The 20,001-nt window shown below is 75.4% G+C and carries 20 protein-coding genes; 7 read left to right on the top strand and 13 right to left on the bottom strand.

The features are described from left to right. The first annotated feature begins 75 nt into the window (after positions 1 to 75). Positions 76 to 471: a cupin domain-containing protein gene (locus CHC04_RS07665; protein ID WP_089403236.1), complete on the top strand. Its 396-nt coding sequence runs from the start codon at positions 76 to 78 to the stop codon at positions 469 to 471. Positions 472 to 704: 233 nt separating this feature from the next. Here the strand turns inward: CHC04_RS07665 and CHC04_RS07660 are convergent, their stop codons facing one another. Then, positions 705 to 1,007 carry a hypothetical protein gene (locus tag CHC04_RS07660; RefSeq protein ID WP_089403235.1) on the bottom strand — a complete coding sequence of 101 codons (303 nt, stop codon included), beginning with the start codon at positions 1,005 to 1,007 and terminating at the stop codon, positions 705 to 707. 278 nt (positions 1,008 to 1,285) lie between these two features. Between CHC04_RS07660 and CHC04_RS07655 the strand changes: the two genes are divergently transcribed. Then, positions 1,286 to 1,924: a DUF1345 domain-containing protein gene (locus CHC04_RS07655; RefSeq protein WP_217897228.1), complete on the top strand. Its 639-nt coding sequence runs from the start codon at positions 1,286 to 1,288 to the stop codon at positions 1,922 to 1,924. 31 nt (positions 1,925 to 1,955) lie between these two features. Here CHC04_RS07655 and CHC04_RS07650 read toward each other — a convergent pair whose 3' ends face one another. Continuing rightward, entirely contained in the window at positions 1,956 to 2,681 is a 726-nt protein-coding gene (locus CHC04_RS07650) for an alpha/beta fold hydrolase (protein WP_089403234.1), read from the bottom strand. 362 nt (positions 2,682 to 3,043) lie between these two features. On the opposite strand from CHC04_RS07650, the gene CHC04_RS07645 reads away from it, so the two are divergent. Next, positions 3,044 to 3,553, top strand: a complete 510-nt coding sequence (locus CHC04_RS07645; protein WP_089403233.1) for a GNAT family N-acetyltransferase — start codon at positions 3,044 to 3,046, stop codon at positions 3,551 to 3,553. Between the two features lie 18 nt (positions 3,554 to 3,571). On the opposite strand, the gene CHC04_RS07640 is transcribed toward CHC04_RS07645, so the two are convergent. The 3 genes from CHC04_RS07640 to CHC04_RS07630 form a co-directional block, all read right to left on the bottom strand. After that, positions 3,572 to 4,033, bottom strand: coding sequence for an ester cyclase (locus tag CHC04_RS07640; RefSeq protein ID WP_089403232.1), 462 nt, complete (start codon positions 4,031 to 4,033; stop codon positions 3,572 to 3,574). 152 nt (positions 4,034 to 4,185) lie between these two features. Continuing rightward, positions 4,186 to 6,402 (bottom strand): catalase/peroxidase HPI, encoded by a 2,217-nt coding sequence (gene katG / locus CHC04_RS07635; protein WP_217897227.1) that lies wholly within the window; start codon positions 6,400 to 6,402, stop codon positions 4,186 to 4,188. Beyond that, complete coding sequence (locus CHC04_RS07630) at positions 6,399 to 6,872, bottom strand: Fur family transcriptional regulator (RefSeq protein ID WP_089403230.1); 474 nt, start codon at positions 6,870 to 6,872, stop codon at positions 6,399 to 6,401. The genes katG and CHC04_RS07630 overlap by 4 nt, the downstream gene beginning before the upstream one ends. Before the next feature lie 81 nt (positions 6,873 to 6,953). On the opposite strand from CHC04_RS07630, the gene CHC04_RS07625 reads away from it, so the two are divergent. Continuing rightward, positions 6,954 to 7,700 carry an arginase family protein gene (locus CHC04_RS07625; protein ID WP_089403229.1) on the top strand — a complete coding sequence of 249 codons (747 nt, stop codon included), beginning with the start codon at positions 6,954 to 6,956 and terminating at the stop codon, positions 7,698 to 7,700. A gap of 13 nt (positions 7,701 to 7,713) precedes the next feature. Here CHC04_RS07625 and dapB read toward each other — a convergent pair whose 3' ends face one another. From dapB to CHC04_RS07605, 4 genes are all read right to left on the bottom strand, one after another. Beyond that, entirely contained in the window at positions 7,714 to 8,532 is an 819-nt protein-coding gene (gene dapB / locus CHC04_RS07620; protein WP_089403228.1) for a 4-hydroxy-tetrahydrodipicolinate reductase, read from the bottom strand. A 70-nt stretch (positions 8,533 to 8,602) separates the two neighbouring features. Then, positions 8,603 to 9,490 carry a carbohydrate ABC transporter permease gene (locus CHC04_RS07615; protein ID WP_217897226.1) on the bottom strand — a complete coding sequence of 296 codons (888 nt, stop codon included), beginning with the start codon at positions 9,488 to 9,490 and terminating at the stop codon, positions 8,603 to 8,605. Positions 9,491 to 9,516: 26 nt separating this feature from the next. Next, positions 9,517 to 10,467 (bottom strand): carbohydrate ABC transporter permease, encoded by a 951-nt coding sequence (locus CHC04_RS07610; RefSeq protein WP_089403226.1) that lies wholly within the window; start codon positions 10,465 to 10,467, stop codon positions 9,517 to 9,519. Between the two features lie 13 nt (positions 10,468 to 10,480). Continuing rightward, the gene (locus tag CHC04_RS07605; RefSeq protein WP_217897225.1) at positions 10,481 to 11,809 is read right to left on the bottom strand and encodes a substrate-binding domain-containing protein; all 1,329 of its coding nucleotides are present in this window, start codon (positions 11,807 to 11,809) and stop codon (positions 10,481 to 10,483) included. 358 nt (positions 11,810 to 12,167) lie between these two features. Here CHC04_RS07605 and CHC04_RS07600 point away from each other — a divergent pair, with 358 nt between their 5' ends. Continuing rightward, positions 12,168 to 14,027 (top strand): glycoside hydrolase family 2 protein, encoded by a 1,860-nt coding sequence (locus CHC04_RS07600; RefSeq protein WP_089403225.1) that lies wholly within the window; start codon positions 12,168 to 12,170, stop codon positions 14,025 to 14,027. Between the two features lie 37 nt (positions 14,028 to 14,064). Beyond that, entirely contained in the window at positions 14,065 to 15,258 is a 1,194-nt protein-coding gene (locus CHC04_RS07595; RefSeq protein ID WP_176449859.1) for an NAD(P)/FAD-dependent oxidoreductase, read from the top strand. 32 nt (positions 15,259 to 15,290) lie between these two features. On the opposite strand, the gene CHC04_RS07590 is transcribed toward CHC04_RS07595, so the two are convergent. Together CHC04_RS07590 and bla are read right to left on the bottom strand one after the other, a co-directional pair. Then, positions 15,291 to 16,043 (bottom strand): SDR family oxidoreductase, encoded by a 753-nt coding sequence (locus CHC04_RS07590; RefSeq protein WP_089403223.1) that lies wholly within the window; start codon positions 16,041 to 16,043, stop codon positions 15,291 to 15,293. A gap of 123 nt (positions 16,044 to 16,166) precedes the next feature. Beyond that, complete coding sequence (gene bla, locus CHC04_RS07585; RefSeq protein ID WP_217897224.1) at positions 16,167 to 17,129, bottom strand: class A beta-lactamase; 963 nt, start codon at positions 17,127 to 17,129, stop codon at positions 16,167 to 16,169. A 210-nt stretch (positions 17,130 to 17,339) separates the two neighbouring features. Here bla and CHC04_RS07580 point away from each other — a divergent pair, with 210 nt between their 5' ends. Then, positions 17,340 to 18,044, top strand: a complete 705-nt coding sequence (locus tag CHC04_RS07580; protein WP_217897223.1) for an LLM class flavin-dependent oxidoreductase — start codon at positions 17,340 to 17,342, stop codon at positions 18,042 to 18,044. 20 nt (positions 18,045 to 18,064) lie between these two features. On the opposite strand, the gene CHC04_RS07575 is transcribed toward CHC04_RS07580, so the two are convergent. Next, a complete protein-coding gene (locus CHC04_RS07575; protein WP_089403221.1) occupies positions 18,065 to 19,270 on the bottom strand; it encodes an MFS transporter in 1,206 nt (401 codons plus the stop codon). A 26-nt stretch (positions 19,271 to 19,296) separates the two neighbouring features. Continuing rightward, the gene (locus tag CHC04_RS07570) at positions 19,297 to 19,860 is read right to left on the bottom strand and encodes a TetR/AcrR family transcriptional regulator (protein ID WP_217897222.1); all 564 of its coding nucleotides are present in this window, start codon (positions 19,858 to 19,860) and stop codon (positions 19,297 to 19,299) included. Positions 19,861 to 20,001: the final 141 nt, after the last annotated feature.

Here is a 20,001-nt window from a genome sequence, read left to right as displayed (position 1 = left end):
TCGGATGGCCGATGTGCCGCCGCCGTCCACCCGCCACGGTGACGGGACGACCCACCGTCCCCGGGAGGTCCGGCCGTGTCGTCCGATCCCGCCCCCGCACCCAGGTCCGCCGGCGACGCCTTCGCCGGCAGGCTCACGCGCACCGAGGTCCAGCGCGGACCCCTGTCGGTCCCCGGCCGCGTGGTGGTGCAGGTCCTCACCGAGATCCCGGTCGGCGTGGAGTCCGGGTGGCACACCCACCCGGGCGAGGAGGTCGGGTACATCGCCGCGGGCACGGTGCAGGTGCAGGTGCAGGGGCAGCCGCCACGGACGCTGCACGCGGGGGAGGGGTTCCTCATCCCGCCCGGCACCCCGCACAACGCCCGCGACCTCGGCCCGGGGACGGGGCAGATGCTGTCGACCTACGTCGTCGACCCGTCGCAGCCGCTGGTCACGCTGGTGGCCGGGGGGGACGGCGCTCCCCCGGGGTAGGCGGGCCGGGACCCCGGCCGGCGGGAGAGGGAGGTCCGCCGTGGACAGGATCGTCAGCTTCGCCGCCATCGGCGCCGAGGTCACCCTGGCCGTGTGCGACACCGCCGTCGGGGAGCAGGTGGCCGCGCGCCCGGGAGCCGACACCGGGAACCCGCGCATCCACGTCGCCCCTCTCGACCTGGCCGACCGCCGGTCCGTCGCCGCGTTCGGCCTCCCCCACGACCCGCTCTCGCCTACGGGCGGTCCACGACGGCCACCATCCTGTTCGCCGTGGCCGCGACCGCCCACTGCCGGGACGAGGGCACCACCTGAAACGCCGTCATGCCGGGTGCGATCGCGACGAACCTGCAGCGGCACACCGGGGGCTGCGGACCCCCGTCGAGCGCCGCACGACCGTCCAGCAGGGCGCCGCCACCACGCTCCTCGCCGCGACGTCGCCGCTGCTGGAGGGCATCGGCGACCGCTACCTCGAGGACGTCGACGAGGCCGAGGTCGTCGACCGGCGCGGCCCCGACCTCACCGGCGTCGCGTCCCACGCCCTCGACCCGGCGAACGCCGAGCGGCTCTGGGAGGTGGACCGGCGGCTGCTGGCCGGCTGATCCTGTGGACGACGGCGCCGCCGTCGTCCCGGGCCGTGTGCGTGGCCGGTGCGCCCGCGCAGCGTGTCGCCGACCGTCCCACGGGCCCCCCGGTGGCGATGCCCCGGAACGCCGGAACGCCGGAACGCCGGGTCGCCGGGGAACCGGCCGCGGCCCGGGCTCCCGACAGGAGAGGTCGAGGTCGTGAGGCGCACGCTGCTCGTCCCGGGGACCCGGTGAGGCTGGTCGGCTCCGCGCGGGGGGAGGCCCTCGTCGCGGTGGCGCTCGGGGTCGCCGTCGCGGTCACCGTGGGCTGGGTCCGGTCGCCGGCGCTGGGCCTGATGCTGGGCTGGGACACGGTGGCGGCGCTCTACACCGGCTGGCTCGTCCTCGGTCTGCTGCGCAGGGACGCCCCGTCGACCGCGCAGCGGGCGACCACCACCGACCTGAACCGGGTGACGACGGACGTCATCCTGCTGGTCGCCGCCATCGCCAGCCTCGCCGTCGTGGCCGTCGTCCTGGCCCGCGCCGACCAGGGGAGCGGATCCGGGGAGCTGGCGCGGGTCGTCCTGGGCGTGGCGTCGGTCGTGCTCTCCTGGGCGCTGGTCCACACGCTCTACACGCTCCGGTACGCCGCGCTGTACTACGCCGAGCCCGTGGGAGGGATCGACTTCACCGGCGCCGAGGCGCCCACCTACCGCGACTTCGCCTACCTGGCGTTCACCGTCGGCATGACCTTCCAGGTGTCGGACACCACGCTGCAGTCGGCGGCGCTGCGCAGCACGGCGCTGCGCCACGCGCTGCTGTCCTACCTGTTCGGCACCGGGATCCTGGCGACCACGATCAACCTCGTGGCGAGCCTGCGCGGCGGCTGACCGGCGGGTGGTCGCCCGGCGCGGCCCGGCCTCAGGCGGTGACCGACGCCGTCGCCGCGGCCGCCTCCAGCACCAGCCGGGTCGCCTCGTCGTGGTGGGACATCCCGACGACGTGGGAGGCACCGGGGACCTCCACGGCGCGCCGCGCCCCGGCCCGCTCGGCCATGCGGCGGTGCGCGCCGGCGGGGATGTTGCGGTCGAGCTCCCCGAAGAGGAACCAGCTCGGGAGGTCGCGCCACAGCGGCCGGTCCCCGGACGGCTCGCCCAGCGCGGCCTCGGTGATGGGGCGCTGGGTGACCGCCATCAGCCGCGCCTCCTCGTGGGGCAGGTCGGCGCAGAACTGCTGGTGGTAGCGGTCCGGGGCGATGTAGGTGTCGGCGCCGCCGCCGGCCAGGGGCACCCGGACCAGCGTCTCGCCCAGCGTGCTGCCGGGGACGAGGGCGGAGGCGTCCGCGCAGCTCTCGCCGGGTGCCAGGGCGAACGCGGCCACGAACACCAACCCGACGACGTCGCCGGCGTCGGGCACCACGTTGGTGACGACCGCGCCGCCGTAGGAGTGCCCCACGAGGAGCACGGGGCCCTCGATGGTCCGCACCAGGTCGCTGAGCGCGGCGGCGTCGGCGGCGACGCCGCGCAGCGGGTTGGCCCAGGCGACGACCCGGTGCCCCTCGGCGGCCAGAGGCCGGATGACGCTGTTCCAGCTGGAGGACTCGGCGTAGGCGCCGTGCACGAGGACGACGGTCTGCTTGGTGGTCACGGGGTCTCCCTCGTCGGGCCGGAGCCGGGGCCGGGGTCGGCCGGGCGCTCTGCGAACCTCCCCCCTCCGCCGCTCGCCGTCATCGGACAGATGACTGCGACCGGGGTCCCTCAGCGGCGGGCCGCGCGCGCCAGCAGCACGACGCCGGCCAGGGCACCCACCCCGCCGCCGGCGAGCAGCGCCACGCCGACCGGGAAGGCACCGTCGAACACGAGCCCGGCGCCAGCCCGTGGGTCTCCCCTGGCCCGCGTCGGGGACCATCTGTCGGTGGTGCGGCTGCTCGACCTCGTCGGCGACGACGCCGTCGCCGACGGCCGGCGCCAGGCCCGGCCGACGCGGCCGGCACGGAGGAGGGAGGGGTCGTGGCCCCGCAGCACACGGTCGTCGAACCGCTTCCGCTGGACCGCGCCGAGGCGCTGCTCGAGGGCAGCGATGTCTTCACCCGCCGGTACGGCCAGGACGTGGCGGAGGGGTACCTGCCCTTCCCCGAGGCCCTGCCCGCGACGGTCCGGGCGCTGCGCGAGGGCGCCGACCCGGCGTGGTGGAGCCACCTGGTCATCGACCCGGCGACCGGCACGGTCGTCGGCCTGGGTGGCTTCACCGGCCCGCCGGTCGACGGCGCCGTCGAGATCGGCTACGGCATCGCCCCGGCCCACCGCGGACGGGGCCACGCCACCGAGGCCGCCCGGCAGTGGATCGACACCGCGACCGCCCGCGGCGTGACGCTGGTGCGCGCGCACACGCTGGCCGGGGAGAACGCCTCGACCGCCGTCCTGCGGCGGCTGGGGTTCCGGCGCACCGCCGAGCTGACCGACCCCGAGGCCGGCGCCGTCTGGCGGTGGGAGCTGCCGACCGGCGCGGCCGGGCCCTGACGCCCCCGGGCGCGGGGCTCAGGCGGCGGCGCCCGGCATGGGCGGCAGCACGCCGGCCCTCGTCAGCCAGCCGAGCCAGTCGCCCAGGTGCCAGGCCTCGGACACCGCGTCCCCCGACCAGTGCAGGACGTGGGCGCCCTCGGCGGTGGTGCGGTTCCCGGTCGGCTCCACGCCCGGCAGCAGCGGCGTGGTCCCGGAGAACACGGCCTCGGCCGTCCAGCGGTGCACCGAGGTGGTCCCGTCGACGACGTGCTCGTGCAGCTGGACGTGGATCTCGGAGAACCCGGCGCGGAACGCGGTGACGAAGTCCCGCACCTCGGTGCGGCCCATGTCGGGGAACGGGGGGCCGTGGTAGACGAGGGTGTCGGCGAAGACCTCGTCCACGGCCGACACGTCGCCCTGCTCCCAGGCGGCGAGGAAGCGCGTCATCGCCTCGCGTGCCCGCTCCCTCGAGATCGTCGGACCGGTGGTCTGCGTCATGGCACGACTCCTTCCGCGAGGTCCTCGGTGGGGCGTCGTCCATCGTGCTCGCGTGCCCGCGGCGCACCAGGGCCGTCGGGCCCTCGGCCGGCCGCAGACGCGCGGACGCCCCGGCCCGCGGGTGCGGGCCGGGGCGTCCGGACGGGCGGGACCTACCGCAGGTCGAAGCGGTCGAGCTCCATGACCTTGACCCAGGCCGCGACGAAGTCGCGCACGAACAGCTCCTTCGCGTCGTCGGCCGAGTAGACCTCGACGATGCCGCGGAGGATCGAGTTCGAGTTGAACACCAGGTCGGCGGCGGTGGCGGTGCGCACCACGGTGCCGTCGGCGTCGAGCCCCTCGTAGACGCCCTCGGTGTCGGTCGAGCTGCGCCACGCGATGCCCAGGTCGAGCAGGTTGCGGAAGAAGTCCTGCGAGAGCACGCCCGGGCGGTCGGTGAACACCCCGTGCGTCGTGCCGCCGGTGTTGGCGCCCAGCACGCGCAGGCCGCCGACGAGCAGGGTCATCTCCTTGGCGGTCAGCTCGAGCATGTAGGCCCGGTCGACCAGCAGCGTCTCGGGGGTGAGCTTGCTGCCCGGCGAGATCCAGTTGCGGAAGCCGTCGGCCCGCGGCTCGAGCCAGCGGAAGTTGTCGACGTCGGTCTGCTCCTGCGAGGCGTCGGTGCGACCGGCGTGGAACGGCACGGTCACCGGCACGCCGGCGTCGGCCGCGGCCTTCTCCACGGCCGCGTTGCCGCCGAGCACGATCAGGTCGGCGAGGGAGACCCGCTTGCCCGTCTCCTGCTCGAAGTCGGCCTTGACGCGCTCCAGCACCGGCAGCACGTCCCGGACACCCTCGTTGACCGCCCAGTCGATCTGCGGCTGCAGGCGCAGCCGGGCGCCGTTGACGCCGCCCCGCTTGTCGGTGCCGCGGTAGGACGCGGCGGCCGACCAGGCCGTGTGCACCAGCTGCGACACGGTCAGGCCGGAGGACAGCAGGCGCTGCTTGAGGTCGGCGGCCTCCGCGTCACCGACCAGCTCGTGGTCGACGGCGGGGACCGGGTCCTGCCAGATCAGCTCCTCGGCCGGGACGTCGGGGCCGAGGTAGCGGCTCTTGGGGCCCATGTCGCGGTGCAGCAGCTTGAACCAGGCCCGCGCGTACTGGTCGGCGAAGTACTCGGGGTCGTCGCGGAAGCGCTCGGCGTACGCGCGCAGCTCCGGGTCGACCTTGAGCGCCATGTCGGCGGTCGACATCATCGGCGGGTTCTTCTTGCCCTCGATGTGGGCGTCGGGCACGAGCTCCTGCGCCTCGGGCTCCTTCGGCTGCCACTGCTTGGCGCCGGCCGGGCTCTCGACGAGCTCCCAGTCGTGGCCGAACAGCGTCTCCCAGTAGGTGTTGTCCCAGGTGGTGGGCGTCGGGGTCCAGGCACCCTCGAGGCCGCTGGTGATGGTGTCGGCGCCCTTGCCGGTGCCGTACTGGCTGATCCAGCCCAGGCCGTTGCCGTGCACCGGGCAGCCCTCGGGCTCCGGGCCGACGAGCTCGGGGTTCCCGGCGCCGTGGGTCTTGCCGAAGGTGTGCCCACCGCCGATCAGGGCGACGGTCTCCTCGTCGGTCATGCCCATCCGGCGGAACGTGACCTTGATGTCGTGGGCCGAGGCGAGGGGGTCGGGCTTGCCCTTCGGGCCCTCGGGGTTGACGTAGATGAGCCCCATGGTCACGTTGGCCAGCGGGCCCTCGTCGAGGTCGAGCGGGTCGTCGCCGGCGTAGCGCTCGTCGCCGAGCCAGGTGTCCTCGGGGCCCCAGAAGGTCTCCTGGGGCTGCCAGCTGTCCTCACGGCCGAAGGCGAAGCCGAAGGTCGGCAGGCCCATGTCGTCGTGGGCGACGTTGCCGGCGAGGACGAGCAGGTCGGCCCAGGAGAGCTTGCGGCCGTACTTCTGCTTGATCGGCAGCAGCAGGCGGCGGGCCTTGTCCAGGTTCGCGTTGTCGGGCCAGCTGTTGAGGGGAGCGAACCGCTGCCCGCCCTCGCCGCCGCCGCCCCGGCCGTCGGCGATGCGGTAGGTGCCGGCGGCGTGCCAGGACATGCGGATGAACAGGGGGCCGTAGTGACCCCAGTCGGCCGGCCACCAGTCCTGGGACGTGCGCATCAGCTGGACCAGGTCCCGCTTGACCGCCTCGACGTCGAGCGTCGTGAACTCGGCCCGGTAGTCGGAGTCACCGAGCGGGTCCGAGTCCTTCGACGGCTTGTTCAGCACCGACAGGTCGACCTGGTTCGGCCACCAGTCCCGGTTCGAGCGGGGCCGCCCGCCGGTGTGCGCGGTCGGCGACGGGATCGCCGGGTTCTCGCTCTCGCTGGTGCTGTCGGTCTGGACCTTGTTGAGCTCGTCCTTCACGGTGTCCCTCTCTGTGCTGCTGTGGGGCGGTCGGGTGGGACGGGGGGCCGGCCGGCCGCGCAGGCCGGGCAGCGTCCCCAGTAGAGGACCTCGGCCTCGTCGACGACGAAGCCGCGGGGGTCGGCGGGGGTCAGGCAGGGCGCGCTGCCCGTGGTGCAGTCGACGTCGACGATCGTGCCGCAGGACCGGCAGACCAGGTGGTGGTGGTTGTCGCCGACCCGCGCCTCGTAGCGCGCGACCGAGCCCTCCGGCTGGATGCGCCGCACCAGCCCGTGGTCGGTCAGCACCCGCAGCACGTCGTAGACGGCCTGGTGCGACACCGCGCCGACCCGGGCGCGAGCGGCGCCGATCAGCGTCTCGGTGTCGACGTGCGGGTGGGCGTGCACGGCGTCGAGCACCGCCAGCCGCGGCCGGGTGACCCGCAGGCCCGCCGCGCGCAGCGCGCGTTCGAGGTCTGCGGTGTCCGGCACGGCCCCATCCTCGCGGCCTGTCTTGAACGAGTCAAGAACAGGTCGGCGCGTCGGCCGTCCCGGTCGGGAGAGGATCCCCGCATGACGACGTTCGTGGTGCCCTACCACCTCGACGAGCGGCTGGCCGGCCTGCGAACCGGGTTCCCGGTCGACCGGGAGGTGACCGCGCAGCTGCCGCCCGGGACCCCGTGGCAGCGCATGGCGGTCCTCTACCGGCACGTCGCCGAGGAGGTGGCCGCCGCCCCGGCCCGGCCGCTGGTCGTCTCCGGGGACTGCACCACGAGCCTGGGCGTGCTCGCCGGCCTGCAGCGCGCCGGCCGGGACCCCGGGGTGGTCTGGTTCGACGCGCCCGCCGACTTCCACACCGAGGCCACCACGACCTCCGGCTACCTGGGCGGCCTGCCGCTGGCCCTGGCCGCGGGCGTGGGGACGCCGACCCTCCCGGACGCCCTCGGGCTGCGCCCCGAGCCGCCGTCGCGCGTGGTGCTCGTCGACGCCCGCGACACCGACCCGCCCGAGCACGCCCTGCTCGAGCAGGCCGGCGTGCGGCGGCGTCCGGTGGCCGGCCTGACCGCCGCCGACCTCCCCGACGGGGAGTTCCACCTGCACGTCGACCTGGACGTGTGCGACCCGGCCGACGTCCCGGACCTGCTCTTCCCCGCTCCCGGCGGCCCGCCGCTCGACGACGTCCTGGCGGCGGTCGGCCGGGTCCTGGCGACCGGGCGGGTCGTCGCGGTCGGCCTGGCCGCGACCTGGCGCGACCGCGATCGGCCGACCGCCGCCCACGAGCGGGTCCTCGCGGCGGTGCGGGCGCTGGCCGGGAGCTGAGGTCGTCCCGGGCTCAGGTCGGCCCGGGTCGGCGGCCGTCGAACAGCAGGGAGCCCAGCCCGCGGCGCAGCCCGGGGACCTCCGCCACCCTCCGCACGGCCAGCAGCGTGCCGTCGACGTAGACGTCCGGGGAGTCCCCGGCGTCGTGCCGCACCACCAGCCGCTCCCCGGCGCCGCCGAAGACGACCTCGGTCGAGACGACGAAGCCCGGCAGGCGCACCGAGTGCACCCGGGTCCCCGAGACCTCGGCCCCCCGCGCCTCGACCGGCCCGTGCAGCTCCGCGAGCGGCACGGCCCCCTCCGGACGGCGCACCTCGGCGAGCAGCTCGGCCACCTCGCGGGCGGTGCCGCTGGGCACGTCCGGTTTCCCGGCACCCGCGTAGTCGATGACCTCCCAGTGCGACAGGGAACCGGCGGCCACCGCCGCGGCGTGCGCGAGGACGGCGGCCATGACCGAGAAGTTCCCGGCCGCGACCACCCCGACGCCGGCGTCGTGGGCCAGCCGGTCGAGCTCGGCGAGGTCGCCGGCGGTGAGCCCGCTGGTGCCGACGACGGTGTGCACCCCGGCCCGGACGGCGGCCCGCACGTGCCCGGCGACCGCGGCCGGGCTGGTGTAGTCGACGAGGACGTCGACCTGCTCGGCCGCGAGCGCGTCGTCGACGCTGCCGTACACCCGGCCGTCGCCGCGGGAGGCGGTGACCTCCGACAGCGGCCGGCCCGCCGCCGAGCGGGCCACCCCCGCGGTGAGCACCAGGTCGTCGGCGGCGTCGATCGCGGCCAGGATCGGCGGCGCCGTCCAGCCGGTCACGCCGGCGAAGCAGACTCGGATCACCGGTCGACCGTAGGGCAGGCCCGGCGACGGGTCGCCCGGCGCAGCGGGGTCGGGCGGGCGCTGCTCCGGCCTACTTGATGCCGGTGTTCGCGACCCCCTGGGCGATCTGGCGCTGCAGGACCAGGAAGACGGCGAGCAGCGGCAGGATGCCGAGGACGGCGGAGGCCATGGTCTCGGCGTACTGGATCGCGGACCCGCCGACCAGGCTGCTCAGCCCGACCGGGATGGTCTGCGACTTGGTCTGCGTGAGCACCAGCAGCGGCCAGAGGAAGGCGTTCCAGGACGTGATGAACGTCAGGATCGCCACCGCGGAGATCGCCGGACGGGACAGCGGCATGGCGATCCGGGAGTAGATCCGCCACCAGCTGGCGCCGTCGAGCCGGGCGGCCTCGATCAGGGCCACCGGGATGGCCTTGATGAAGGAGTGGAAGACGAGCAGGGCCACGGGGAGGGCGACCGAGGGCAGGATGACCGCCCAGTAGGTGCCGAGCAGGCCGATGGCGCGGAACTCCAGGAACTGCGGCAGGACGAGCGCCTCGACGGGCACCATCAGGCCGGCCAGGACCAGCCCGAACACGACGTACTTGAAGCGGAAGTTCAGGTTGGCCAGGGCGAACGCGGCCATCGAGCAGACCAGCACGGTGAAGACGACCGTGAGCGTGGAGATGATGAAGCTGTTGACGTACCACCAGCCCAGCGGGCTCGAGTTCCACGCGGAGGCGTACGCGTCGAGGTTCCAGCTGCTCGACCAGAAGTTGGTGGGGTTCGCCGCGATCTCCTCGTTGGGCCGCAGCGACGTGATCAGGGCCCACAGGAACGGGACCAGCCAGATCAGGGCGAAGAGCGTCACGCACGTGGCGGCGAGCCGGTTGAACAGCTTCCCGCTGATGTCCTGCTCGCCTCCCCGGCGCGAGCGCCGGGTGCCGGTGTCCGTCGTCTCGGCCGCAGTCGCGGCCACGGCTGTCGCCATCGTCCGAGCTCCCCTCAGGCGTTCGCGGAGGTGTTGCGCCGCCGGATCAGGAACCAGGCGACGCTGACGACGACCAGGACGACGAAGTAGACCATCGTCGCGGCGGCCGCGTAGCCGCCCCGGTAGTTGGAGAACCCGGTGTCGAAGATGTACTGGATGACCGGTCGCGTCGAGTAGTTCGGACCGCCGGCCAGCAGGATGTAGATCTGGTCGAACACCTTCAGCGACGAGAGCACCTGGAGGATCAGCACCAGGCCGATGGTCGGGCGCAGCAGGGGGACGGTGATCATCCGGATCTGCTGCCACGGCCCGGCGCCGTCGAGCGTCGCCGCCTCGTAGACCTCCTCGGAGATCTCCTGGATGGCTGCGGTGTAGAGGATGAAGTTGAAGCCGAACGTCCACCACACGGTGAGCAGGACGACGGCGAACCAGGCACCCGAGGTGCTGCCGAAGAAGTCGGGGGCGGTCAGCCCGAACCAGCCGAACGCGTTGGTGATGAGCCCGGTCTCGGGCGTGTACATGAACGCGAAGATCAGGCACACCGCGGCCGAGGGCACGACGTACGGGGCGAAGAAGGCGAGCCGGTAGAACCACTGGCCGCGGGACAGGCGCGAGACGAGCACGGCGAACAGCAGCGGCAGCAGCACCAGGATCGGCGTGGTCAGCAGCGTGAACAGCGCCGAGTGCCACATGGAGGCCCAGAAGTCGGCGTTGGTCAGGACGTCGGCGTAGTTGGAGAAGCCCACCCAGTTGCCGACGCCGGCTCTCACCGTCGTGGTGTTGAACAGGCTGATCACCAGGCCGATGACCACCGGGCCGATGAGGAAGGCGAGGTAGAGGACCAGGAACGGGGTGGCGAACAGCCAGCCCGCCCGGTTCTCCCGGCGCGGGGGCCTGCCTGCGGTCGCGGGTCGGTCCCTGACCTCGGTCCCACCCGGGGGCGCGGGGAGTGCGGTGGCGGTCATGGCGGTCTCCGTCCTAGACGGGTGGCCGGGCGGTGGAGAACGTCTGCAGGTTGCTGGTGAGGGCGTCGACCCCACCCGCGGGGTCGGTGGCCCCGGTGAGCACGCTGGCGACGACGGAGCCCATGGCGGTCTGGAAGTCCGAGCCCGCCCCGGTGTACCAACCCGGCGGGTCGTAGACCGCGTTGAAGGCCGCCTCCGTGTAGTTGCTCTGCGGCTTCAGCTGCTGGAACTCCTCGCTCTCCTGCACCGGCAGCCAGGCGGGGACGTGCCCGCCCTCGGCCCAGGTCAGGCTCTGGTCCAGCAGGCCCTTGACGAAGCGCACGGCGTCCTCGGTCCGCGCGGCGGGGCGTCCGGGGCTGCTCGGGATGACCAGTGCGTGCGAGTCGGCGTAGGCGACCGGCTCGGGGCCCAGGAGGGCGGGGAAGGGCACGACGTTGAAGTCGAGGCCCTCGACGTCGCGGTAGGTCGGGATCTGCCAGACGCCGTCGAAGAGGAAGCCGACCTCGCCGTTGCTGAAGAGGGTCGACGACGTCGTCGACGTGGCGGTCCGCGGCATCAGCGCCAGGTCCCCGGTGAGGCTCTGCAGGAAGGCGAAGGACTCCTCCATCGCGGCGCGGTCGATCGTGACCCTGGTGCCGAGGTCCTCGACGATCGGCCCGGCCAGACCGGAGTAGGTCATCAGGAAGAGGCGCCAGCAGGTCGAGGGGTCGACGGTGATCGACGCGACCGCCGCGTACTCGTTGCCGGTCGCGTCCTTCATCGCCTGGAGGGTGGCGACGAAGTCGTCGCTGTTGTTCATCGGCCGGAGGTTCTCGCCGGTCTCGTCGAGCAGGCCGGCCTGCTCCGCCAGCGCGACGTTGTAGAACAGGACGAACGGGTGGGTGTCGAGCGGCACCGCGTAGGTGGTGCCGTCCACCGTCGCCTTCTCCCAGGCGGCCGGCGTGAACTCGTCCTCGGTGATCCCCGCGGCAGCGAACTGGTCGGCGACGGGCTCGAGCAGCTCGGCCTGCGCGAGCAGGGGCACCCGGGACAGGTGCGCGACGGTCACGTCCGGCGGGCGGCCGCTCGACGTCGACAGCGCCAGCTTGGTGTAGAAGGGGTTGCCCCAGGACAGCAGCGAGGACTCGACCGACAGCCCGGAGGACTCGCGGAAGTTCTCCAGCATGGTCGCCATGTTCTCGCCGTCGCCGCCGCCGAACAGGTGCCAGAAGATGACGTCGGCCGTCTTGGGCTGCGCGCCGGTGAAACTGCTGGCGATCGGTGACGAGCACCCGGACATCGCGACGGCCAGCGAGACACCGCCCCCCGCAGCGAGGAACTGGCGGCGCGAGATTCCTGTCATTTGAGTGAGTCCAGTCGTAGCCCGAAATGCCGGACGCGAGGACTCTTTCACGGCCTTCTGATCAACGGCAACCGCAGGATTTCCGCCGGGCGGGACACCCGGCCCGGACCGGATTTCCCGAGGACTACGGCGGGAAATCCGGTGCAGCGCGATCGTGCCGGTGGGCCCCTTCCGGAAGCGGATCCCGGGGGCACCCGGCCGGCCGCACGCGGCCTGCCCCCGGCGGGACAGCGGCCGACGCACCTGCCAGCATCGACGGGACCGTGCGACGTGCCCACCGCCCACCGACCCGGTCGTCCGGGTCGTCCCGCGCCCGGACCCACGACCCGCTCGTCGACCCCGACACCGAGGAGTGACCATGCCCGCACGCGCGTCCGCACAGGACGGCACCCACCCCCGCCCGCAGCTGCAGCGGGAGGAGTGGACGGACCTCTGCGGGACGTGGCAGCTGGCCTTCGACGACGACCGCGGCGGGATCGGCGGGGGCTGGGCGGACCTGACCGACCTCGGCGACCGCGCCGTCTTCGACCGCGACGTCACCGTGCCCTTCCCGCCGGAGTCCGAGGCGTCGGGGGTCGCCGACCCCGGCCCGCACCCGGTGTTCTGGTACCGGCGGTCGCTGCGGCTGGCCGACGTCGCCGGTGCCGACGCGGTGCGCGAGCGGGGGCACCGCGTCGTCCTGCGGTTCGCCGCGGTCGACTACGCCGCCCGGGTGTGGCTGGACGGCACGCTGCTCGGCGAGCACGAGGGCGGCCAGACGCCGTTCTCCTTCGACGTCACCGCGCTGCTCGCGGCCGGCGACGCCGACGCCGAGCACGTCCTGGTGGTGCGGGCGGAGGACGACCCGCGCGACGTCACGCAGCCGCGGGGCAAGCAGGACTGGCTCGACGAGCCGCACAGCATCTGGTACTCGCGGACCAGCGGCATCTGGCAGCCGGTGTGGTGCGAGGTCGTGCCGCCGGTCGCCGTCGAGCACCTGGCCTGGACCCCCGACGTCGCCGGCTCCGCGGTGCACCTGGGCCTCACGCTGCGCGAGCCGCCGGCCGAGCCGGTGACGGTGGCGGTGCGGCTGGAGTTCGACGGGCAGCTGCTGGCCGAGCACCGGGTCCGGGTGGCCGAGCAGCGCACCCGCACCACCGTGGCGGTGCCCGCGCTGGAGAACGGGCAGGCCCGCCAGGATATGACCTGGTCACCGGAGACGCCCCGGCTGGTCGACGCCGTCGTGCGGGTCCTCGCCGGGGACGGCGACGGCGAGGTGCTCGACGAGGTCGGCAGCTACCTGGGGCTGCGCACCGCCGCGGTGGGGGGCCGCGCCTTCCTGCTCAACGGCCTGCCGTACTACGTGCGCTCGGTGCTGGGGCAGGGGTACTGGCCGACGTCGCACCTGGCCGCGCCGGACGCCGGGGCGCTGCGCCGCGAGGTGGAGCTGATCAAGGAGCTCGGCTTCAACGCGGTGCGGGTGCACCAGAAGGTCGAGGACCCCCGCTTCCTGTACTGGTGCGACCGGCTCGGCGTCCTGGTGTGGGGCGAGACGGCCAACGCCTTCGCCTTCACCCCCGAGGCGGTGCGCCGGCTGACGACCGAGTGGCTCGACGTCGTGCACCGCGACGTCAGCCACCCCTGCATCGTCACGTGGGTGCCCATGAACGAGAGCTGGGGCGTGCACGACGTCGCCACCGACCCCGCCCAGCAGGCCTACACCGTCGCGCTGGCCGCGCTGACCCGGGCGGTCGACCCCAGCCGGCCGGTGGTCAGCAACGACGGCTGGGAGCACACCGACAGCGACGTGTGGACGGTGCACGACTACGCCGACACCGGCGCGGTCCTCGCCGAGCGGTACGGGTCGGCGGAGCTGCTGACGGCGCTGGAGGAGTTCTGGCCGGCGGGGCGCCGCGTCCTGCTGCCGGGGGCCGTGGACCGCGAGCAGCCGCTGATGCTCACCGAGTTCGGCGGCGTGCGGTTCACCCCGGTACCGCCGCACGAGGTGCCCGAGGAGCGCACGTGGGGGTACTCGACGGCCACCGACGCCGAGGACTTCGCCCGGCGGCTGGAGGACCTGCTGTCGGCCGTGCACGCCTCCCCGGTGCTGGCCGGGTTCTGCTACACGCAGCTCACCGACACCATGCAGGAGGCCAACGGCCTGCTGGACGAGTGGCGCGAGCCCAAGCTGCCCGTCGAGCGGCTGCGGGAGATCGTCACCGGCCGGCGTGAGCGGTGAGGCCCTGCAGGCCCCGGAGCCCACGGGAGGTGCCCACGTGAGCGCTGCCGCGGTGCCGCTGTGGCAGGACGAGCCGTACCGCCCGCGCGCCCCGCTGGCCGGCGAGGTGCACGCGGACGTGTGCGTGGTCGGCGCCGGCGTCGGGGGCCTGGCGACCGCGCGGCGGCTGCTCGACGCCGGCCTGTCGGTGGTGGTGCTGGAGCGGCACGAGGTGGCCTCGGGGGCCAGCGGCCGCAACGGCGGCTTCTTCATCGCCGGCGCGGCGCCGATGTACCACGTGACGCGCACCCTCTGGGGGCGCGAGCGGGCCGCCGCCGTCCACCGGGCCACGCTGGAGGCCCAGCGGGAGATGCTCGAGGTGGCCGAGGCCGTCGGCGCCCGCGCGCACTTCCGCCTCGACGGGATGCTGCGGGTCGCCGTCGACGCGGCCGAGGCCGACGACGTCCGGGCGCACGGCGCGGCGCTCACCGAGGACGGCTTCCCGGCGCAGCCGGTGGCCGGCGCGGACCTCCCCGGCCCGCTCGCCCGGCCGGAGCGGGCCGGGCTGTTCTTCCCGCACGACGGGTCGGTGCACCCGGTCCGCTGGCTGCGGGCGCTCGCCGCCGCCCTGGAGGCGCGGGGGGCGCGCGTCTTCGAGCGCTCGCCGGTGACCGCGCCGCCGGCCGTCGACGGCGACGGCGTCCGCGTGTCCACCTCCGCGGGCGTCGTGCGCTGCGACCGGGCCGTGGTGGCCGTGGACGGCGACCTGGCGGCGCTGGTGCCGGCCGCGGCGGCGGTCCGTCCTCGGCGGCTGAACATGCTCGCCACGGCACCGCTGGGGCGCACGGTCCTGCCGTGCCCGGTGTACGCCCGCGACGGGCACGAGTACGTGCACCAGACGGCCGACGGCCGGATCGCGCTCGGCGGCTTCTCCGACCTCGACGGGGACGCGAGCTGGACCGACCGGGCCGAGGTCTCGCGCCCGGTGCAGGAGCGGCTGGACCGGTGGCTGGTCGAGGAGCTGCAGGTGCGGGCCGAGGTGACGCACCGGTGGGCCGGCGTCGTGGGCTTCGCCGCGGACCCGGTGCCCCGCTGCGGGCCGGTGCCGGGCACCGACGGGCGGGTGCTGGCGCTGGGCGGCTACAACGGCACCGGTCACGTGCAGGCGTGGGTGGCCTCCCGGGTGGTGGCCGACCTGGTGGTCACGGGGGCGAGCGCGTCGGCCGGGCTGTACGAGGCCGTCGACGCCTGACGCGTGATGCCTGACGCCGGCGCCGTGGTGCCTCAGACGAGCTGCTCGACGCCGTCCACGTCGTAGGTGACCCCCGTCAGCGCGGTGTTGACCATGACGTGCACGGCGAGCGCCGGCACGTCGGCCGGCCGGACGACGTGCCCGATCGCGAGGGTCGCGCGCAGCTCCTCGTGCCGGTCGAGGGTGGTGCCGAGCAGCCGCGCCGACAGCGGCCGGTCCACGTAGCCGGCGCCGATGAGGTTGACCCGGACGGGGGCGACCTCGACGGCGAGGTCGGCGATCAGGACCGGCCGGGCGGCGGTGAGCGCGCCGGTGAGGCCGAGACCGGCACCCCGGCGGCGGCCGGCCGTGCCGCCGACGAACAGCAGCGTCCCGCCGGGGCGCACCGTGCCCACGGCCGCCCGGGCCACCCGCACCGGCAGCCAGAGGTACTCGTCGACGTCGCGCTGCGCCCGGGCGAAGTCGAACTCCGCCAGCGGCGCCCGGTAGGGCCGCTCTCCGGTCACCACGACGTGGTCGACCGGCTGCGGCAGCTCCCGCAGGAACCGGTCGAGGGCGGTCGGGTCGGTGGCGTCGAGGACCGCGGTGGCCGGCGTGCCGACCTCGTCGGCGGCGCGGCGCAGCCGGTCGGGGTCGCGGCCGGTGAGGACGACCTCGGCCCCGGCGGCGCGCGCCAGCCGGGCGGTGTCCAGCCCGGCGCCCTCGGTCCCGCTGACGACGACGACCCGCTGCCCGGTCAGGTCGGGCCGGCGGCCGGTCCCGGTCGGCGACTGCTGCACCGTCATGGCGCCTCCGGGGGTGGAGACCGGCCGCGGGGTCGGCGGCTGCTGGTGGGACCACCCTCCTCCGGCCGGGCCCGGGTCGCCCCAGGGAGACCCACTGGTCCCCGGCCCGCTGCCGCCGGCGCCTCAGCCGAGGGCGTCGGCGACCACCCCGGCCGCGGCCGCGATCAGCGCGTCGTCGTGCCCGGCGTCCCGCTCGCCCCGGCTCGACATGACGGCGAGCACGATCGGGGCGCGCCCGGGCGGGGTGAGCACGGCGACGTCGTTGCGGGTGCCGTAGGCGCCGGTGCCGGTCTTGTCGCCCACCTCCCAGTCGCCGGGGACCCCGGCCCGGACGAGGGTGTCGCCGGTGGTGTTGCGCCGCAGCCAGTCGGCCAGCAGCAGGCGGTCCTCCACCGCGACGCCCGCGCCGTCGACGGCGTAGGCGCGCAGCGTGGTGGCCAGCGCGCGCGGGGTCGTGGTGTCGCGCGGGTCGCCGGGCACCGCGGTGTTCAGCGCGGGCTCGGTCCGGGACACCTCGGTGACGTCGTCGCCGACCCGCTCCAGCGCCGCGTCGAGGCCGGCCGGTCCGCCGAGCTCGCGCAGCAGCAGGTTGAGCGCGGTGTTGTCGCTGAAGCGCACCGCGGCGTCGCACAGCTGCTCGAGCGTCAGGCTGCCACCGACCGCGGCCTCGGTGACCGGCGAGTGGGCCGGTGCCAGGTCGGCCCGCGAGATCGGCACGCCGCGCTGCAGGTCCACCGGCGAGGTCCGGGCCAGCAGCGCGCCGGCCGCCAGCGCCTTGACGGTGCTCGCGTAGGCGAACCGCTCGTCGGCCCGGTGGGCGATCGTCCGCCCCGAGCCGGTGTCGACGGCGTGGACGCCGAGGCGGGCGCCGTACTCCTCCTCCAGGGCCGCCAGCCGGGCGGCCACGGCCGGGTCGGGCTCGGCCGGCTCGGGTCCGGGGGCCGGGGGAGCGGCCGTCGTCGACGGGGCGGGCGCCGCATGCGCGGGTGCCGCCTCCGGCGACGAGCAGGACGCGGTGCCGACCAGCAGCAGCGACGCCACCAGGCACCGGCCCAGGGCGCCGCGCCTGCTCGCCGGACCGTGCACGGCGTGCCCCGTCCTCCGCACTCCGCTCGCCCCTCCTCGGCCCGCACGTCGTCGCGCAGCGTGCCACGGGACCCGCCCGCCGGCCGCCGGGACCGGCCGGCGCGGCCATGCGCGCGGCGCATGGCGGCGGCCAGTGGACGCCCGCGAGGCCGGTCGGTGGACTGGTCGCGCAGCGCGGGTGCCGGGCCCGCCGGGACCCGGGACGCGCCGATGAGCGAGCCGCCCGCCGACACCGCCACCGTGCCGCTGCGGTTCCCGGCCGTGCTGGCCGAGGCGGCCGCGTCCCTCGACGTCATCAGTGGCGGGCGGGTCGACCTCGGGCTGGGCGCCGGCGGCTCCTGGGACGCCATCGCGGCCGTGGGCGGGCCGCGCCGGTCACCCCGCGAGGCGGTGGCCGCGCTGGCCGAGGCCGTCGAGGTGGTGCGCGCCTCCTGGTCGGGGGAGCGGGGCGTGCGGGCCGGCGGCGCGACGTACGCCCTGTCCGGTGTGTCCACCGGCCCGGTCCCCGGCCGGCGGATCGAGATCTGGCTCGGTGCGCTGGGCCCGCGGATGCTCGACCTCACCGGGTGGTCGGCCGACGGCTGGCTGCCCTCGTCGGCCTACGTCCCGCCGGCCGACCTCGCCGGGCGCAACGCGCGGATCGACGCCGCTGCGGTGGCCGCCGGGCGCGACCCCGCGGACGTGCGGCGGCTCTACGACGTCTCCGGGTCGATCACCGACGGCGCGAGCAGCGGCTTCCTGCACGGGCCGGCCGACCAGTGGGTCGAGGAGCTCACCGACCTCGTCCTCACCGAGGGCGTGGACACCTTCGTCCCGTGGGCGCGTGGCGACGTCGACCGGCAGCTGCACCGCTGGGCCGAGGAGGTCGTGCCCGCCGTGCGCCAGGAGGTGGCGCGGACCCGCCGTCCCGGGTGACGGGCGTCGCAGCGGCCGCCTCAGGCCGCCGAGCGGGACACCGACCGGGCGAGCACCCGGCCGAGCACCAGCGTGACCACCCCGGCCACGACGACCGCCGTCAGCGCCACCCGCAGGCCGCTCGCGTCGGCGACCGCGCCGATCAGCGGCGGGGAGGCGAGGAAACCGACCCGCAGCAGCCAGTTGACCACCGTCAGGCCCACGCCGTGCCGCAGCCCGGGCAGCTCGTCGGCGGCCTTGTAGACGGCCGGGACCAGCGTGGCCACGCCCAGCCCGGCGAGGGCGAACCCGGCCAGCGTGGTGCCCAGCGAGGGCAGCGCCAGGGCCAGCCCCGTGCCCAGGGCGATCAGCGCGCCGCCGACCCGGGCCACCCGCCGCTGGCCGAACCGGTCGACGACGCGGTCACCGGTCAGCCGGCCCACCGTCATCGCCACCTGCAGCGCGACGAAGCCCAGCCCCGCGGTGGCCGCACCGACGCCGATCTCGCCACGCAGGTACAGCGCCGACCAGGACGCGCCGGCGTCCTCGACGAACGCCCCCGCCGTGGCGAGCACGCCGAGCGCGGCCAGGGCGGGCAGCGCCGCGCGCACCGCGCCCCCGCCGGCCTGCTCGGGGGCGGCGTCGGCCCCGGCGTCGTCGTGGTCCGGGCCGGGCAGCATGCGGCGGTAGGCGAGCAGCGACAGCCCCGCGAACACCACCGCCACCACGCCCAGGTGCAGCCCCAGGGGGACGCGCAACCCGGCCGCGACCGAGCCGAGCAGGCCGCCGGCGACCGCGCCGATGCTCCAGACGCCGTGGAAGGCGTTGAGGATCGACCGGTCGTAGGCCCGCTGCACCCGCAGCCCGTGGGCGTTCTGCGCGACGTCGACCACGGCGTCGAGCGCGCCGGCCACGAACAGCGCCCCGGCCAGCAGCCACCACGACGGCGCCACGGCGGCGGCCCAGACGGCGGCGGCGAGCGCCACCAGTCCCCACGAGGCCACCCGGGCCGAGCCGAACCGGCGCATCAGCGCGGCCGCGGCCAGGGCCGAGACCAGGGAGCCCAGCGGCAGCGCGGCCAGCGCCGCGCCGAGGGTGGCGTTGGTCAGGTCCAGCCGGTCCTTCACCTCCGGCAGCCGCGGGACGAGGTTGGCGTAGAGGACGGCGTTGGTGAAGAAGCAGGCCGCGACGGCGGCGCGGGCGGCGCGCAGCCGCGCGGGAACGGTCGCCGGGAGGGTGTCCGACACGGGTCCTGTCCTGGTGGGGGAGGGGGTCAGCGGGCGAAGCGGTGGACGGCAGAGCGGATCTGGCCGGCGTCCATCGGGTCGGTCGACAGGGCGCTGTGCAGCACCAGCCCCTCGACCAGGGCGTCGAGCTCGCGGGCGGTGACCGGGTCGAAGTGCCGCTCGAGGCTGCGCCGGCTGCGCTGCATCCAGTCCTGCGTCACCGCGCGCAGCGCCGGCCGGCGGGCCGCGGCCACGTACAGCTCGACGGCGAGGACGAGGTCGCGGTCGGAGCCGAGCAGGTCACCGGTGAGGTGGCCGACCAGCGCCTCCAGCGCCTCCCCGACTCCGGCGGCGGCTCGCATGAGCTCGTCGAAGCGGGGCGCCACCTCGTCGACGTGGCGGGTGAACGCGGCGGCGTGCAGCTCGTCGAGGGAGGAGAAGTGGTAGGTCAGCGAGCCGAGCGGGACGTCGGCGGCGCGGGCGATGGCCCGGTGCGTGGCGGCGGTGACGCCGACGTCGGCGATGACGTCGAGCGCGGTCGCCACCAGCCGCTCGCGGCGCCCGGGGTCGTGCCGGCGGGGCCGCCGCGCGGGCGCCGGGGCGGTGCTCACCCGACCCGGTCGTCGGCGGGCGTCGAGTTCATGCGGACGAGCGTACGCATCGGGGTTCTCGCGGTGGCGTCGGCCCTCCTGCGGTGTCCCCCGCACCACCGCAGAGGTGCGGGGGACACCGCAGGAGCCGGCAGCGCCGGG

Origin of the sequence: Geodermatophilus saharensis (genome assembly GCF_900188205.1) — a bacterium.
Classification (GTDB): Bacteria; Actinomycetota; Actinomycetes; order Mycobacteriales; family Geodermatophilaceae; genus Geodermatophilus; species Geodermatophilus saharensis.
The sequence above is the reverse complement of the archived record's forward strand: the minus strand, read 5'-3'. Positions and strand labels throughout refer to the sequence as shown.

Excerpts from the sequence above, each read along its gene's own strand:
- CHC04_RS07625 (WP_089403229.1), top strand. The coding sequence starts at position 6,954 with ATGACGACGTTCGTGGTGCCCTACCACCTCGACGAGCGGCTGGCCGGC.
- CHC04_RS07610 (WP_089403226.1), bottom strand. The coding sequence starts at position 10,467 with ATGACCGCCACCGCACTCCCCGCGCCCCCGGGTGGGACCGAGGTCAGG.
- CHC04_RS07640 (WP_089403232.1), bottom strand. The coding sequence starts at position 4,033 with ATGACGCAGACCACCGGTCCGACGATCTCGAGGGAGCGGGCACGCGAG.
- CHC04_RS07605 (WP_217897225.1), bottom strand. The coding sequence starts at position 11,809 with ATGACAGGAATCTCGCGCCGCCAGTTCCTCGCTGCGGGGGGCGGTGTC.
- CHC04_RS07580 (WP_217897223.1), top strand. The coding sequence starts at position 17,340 with ATGAGCGAGCCGCCCGCCGACACCGCCACCGTGCCGCTGCGGTTCCCG.
- CHC04_RS07590 (WP_089403223.1), bottom strand. The coding sequence starts at position 16,043 with ATGACGGTGCAGCAGTCGCCGACCGGGACCGGCCGCCGGCCCGACCTG.
- CHC04_RS07600 (WP_089403225.1), top strand. The coding sequence starts at position 12,168 with ATGCCCGCACGCGCGTCCGCACAGGACGGCACCCACCCCCGCCCGCAG.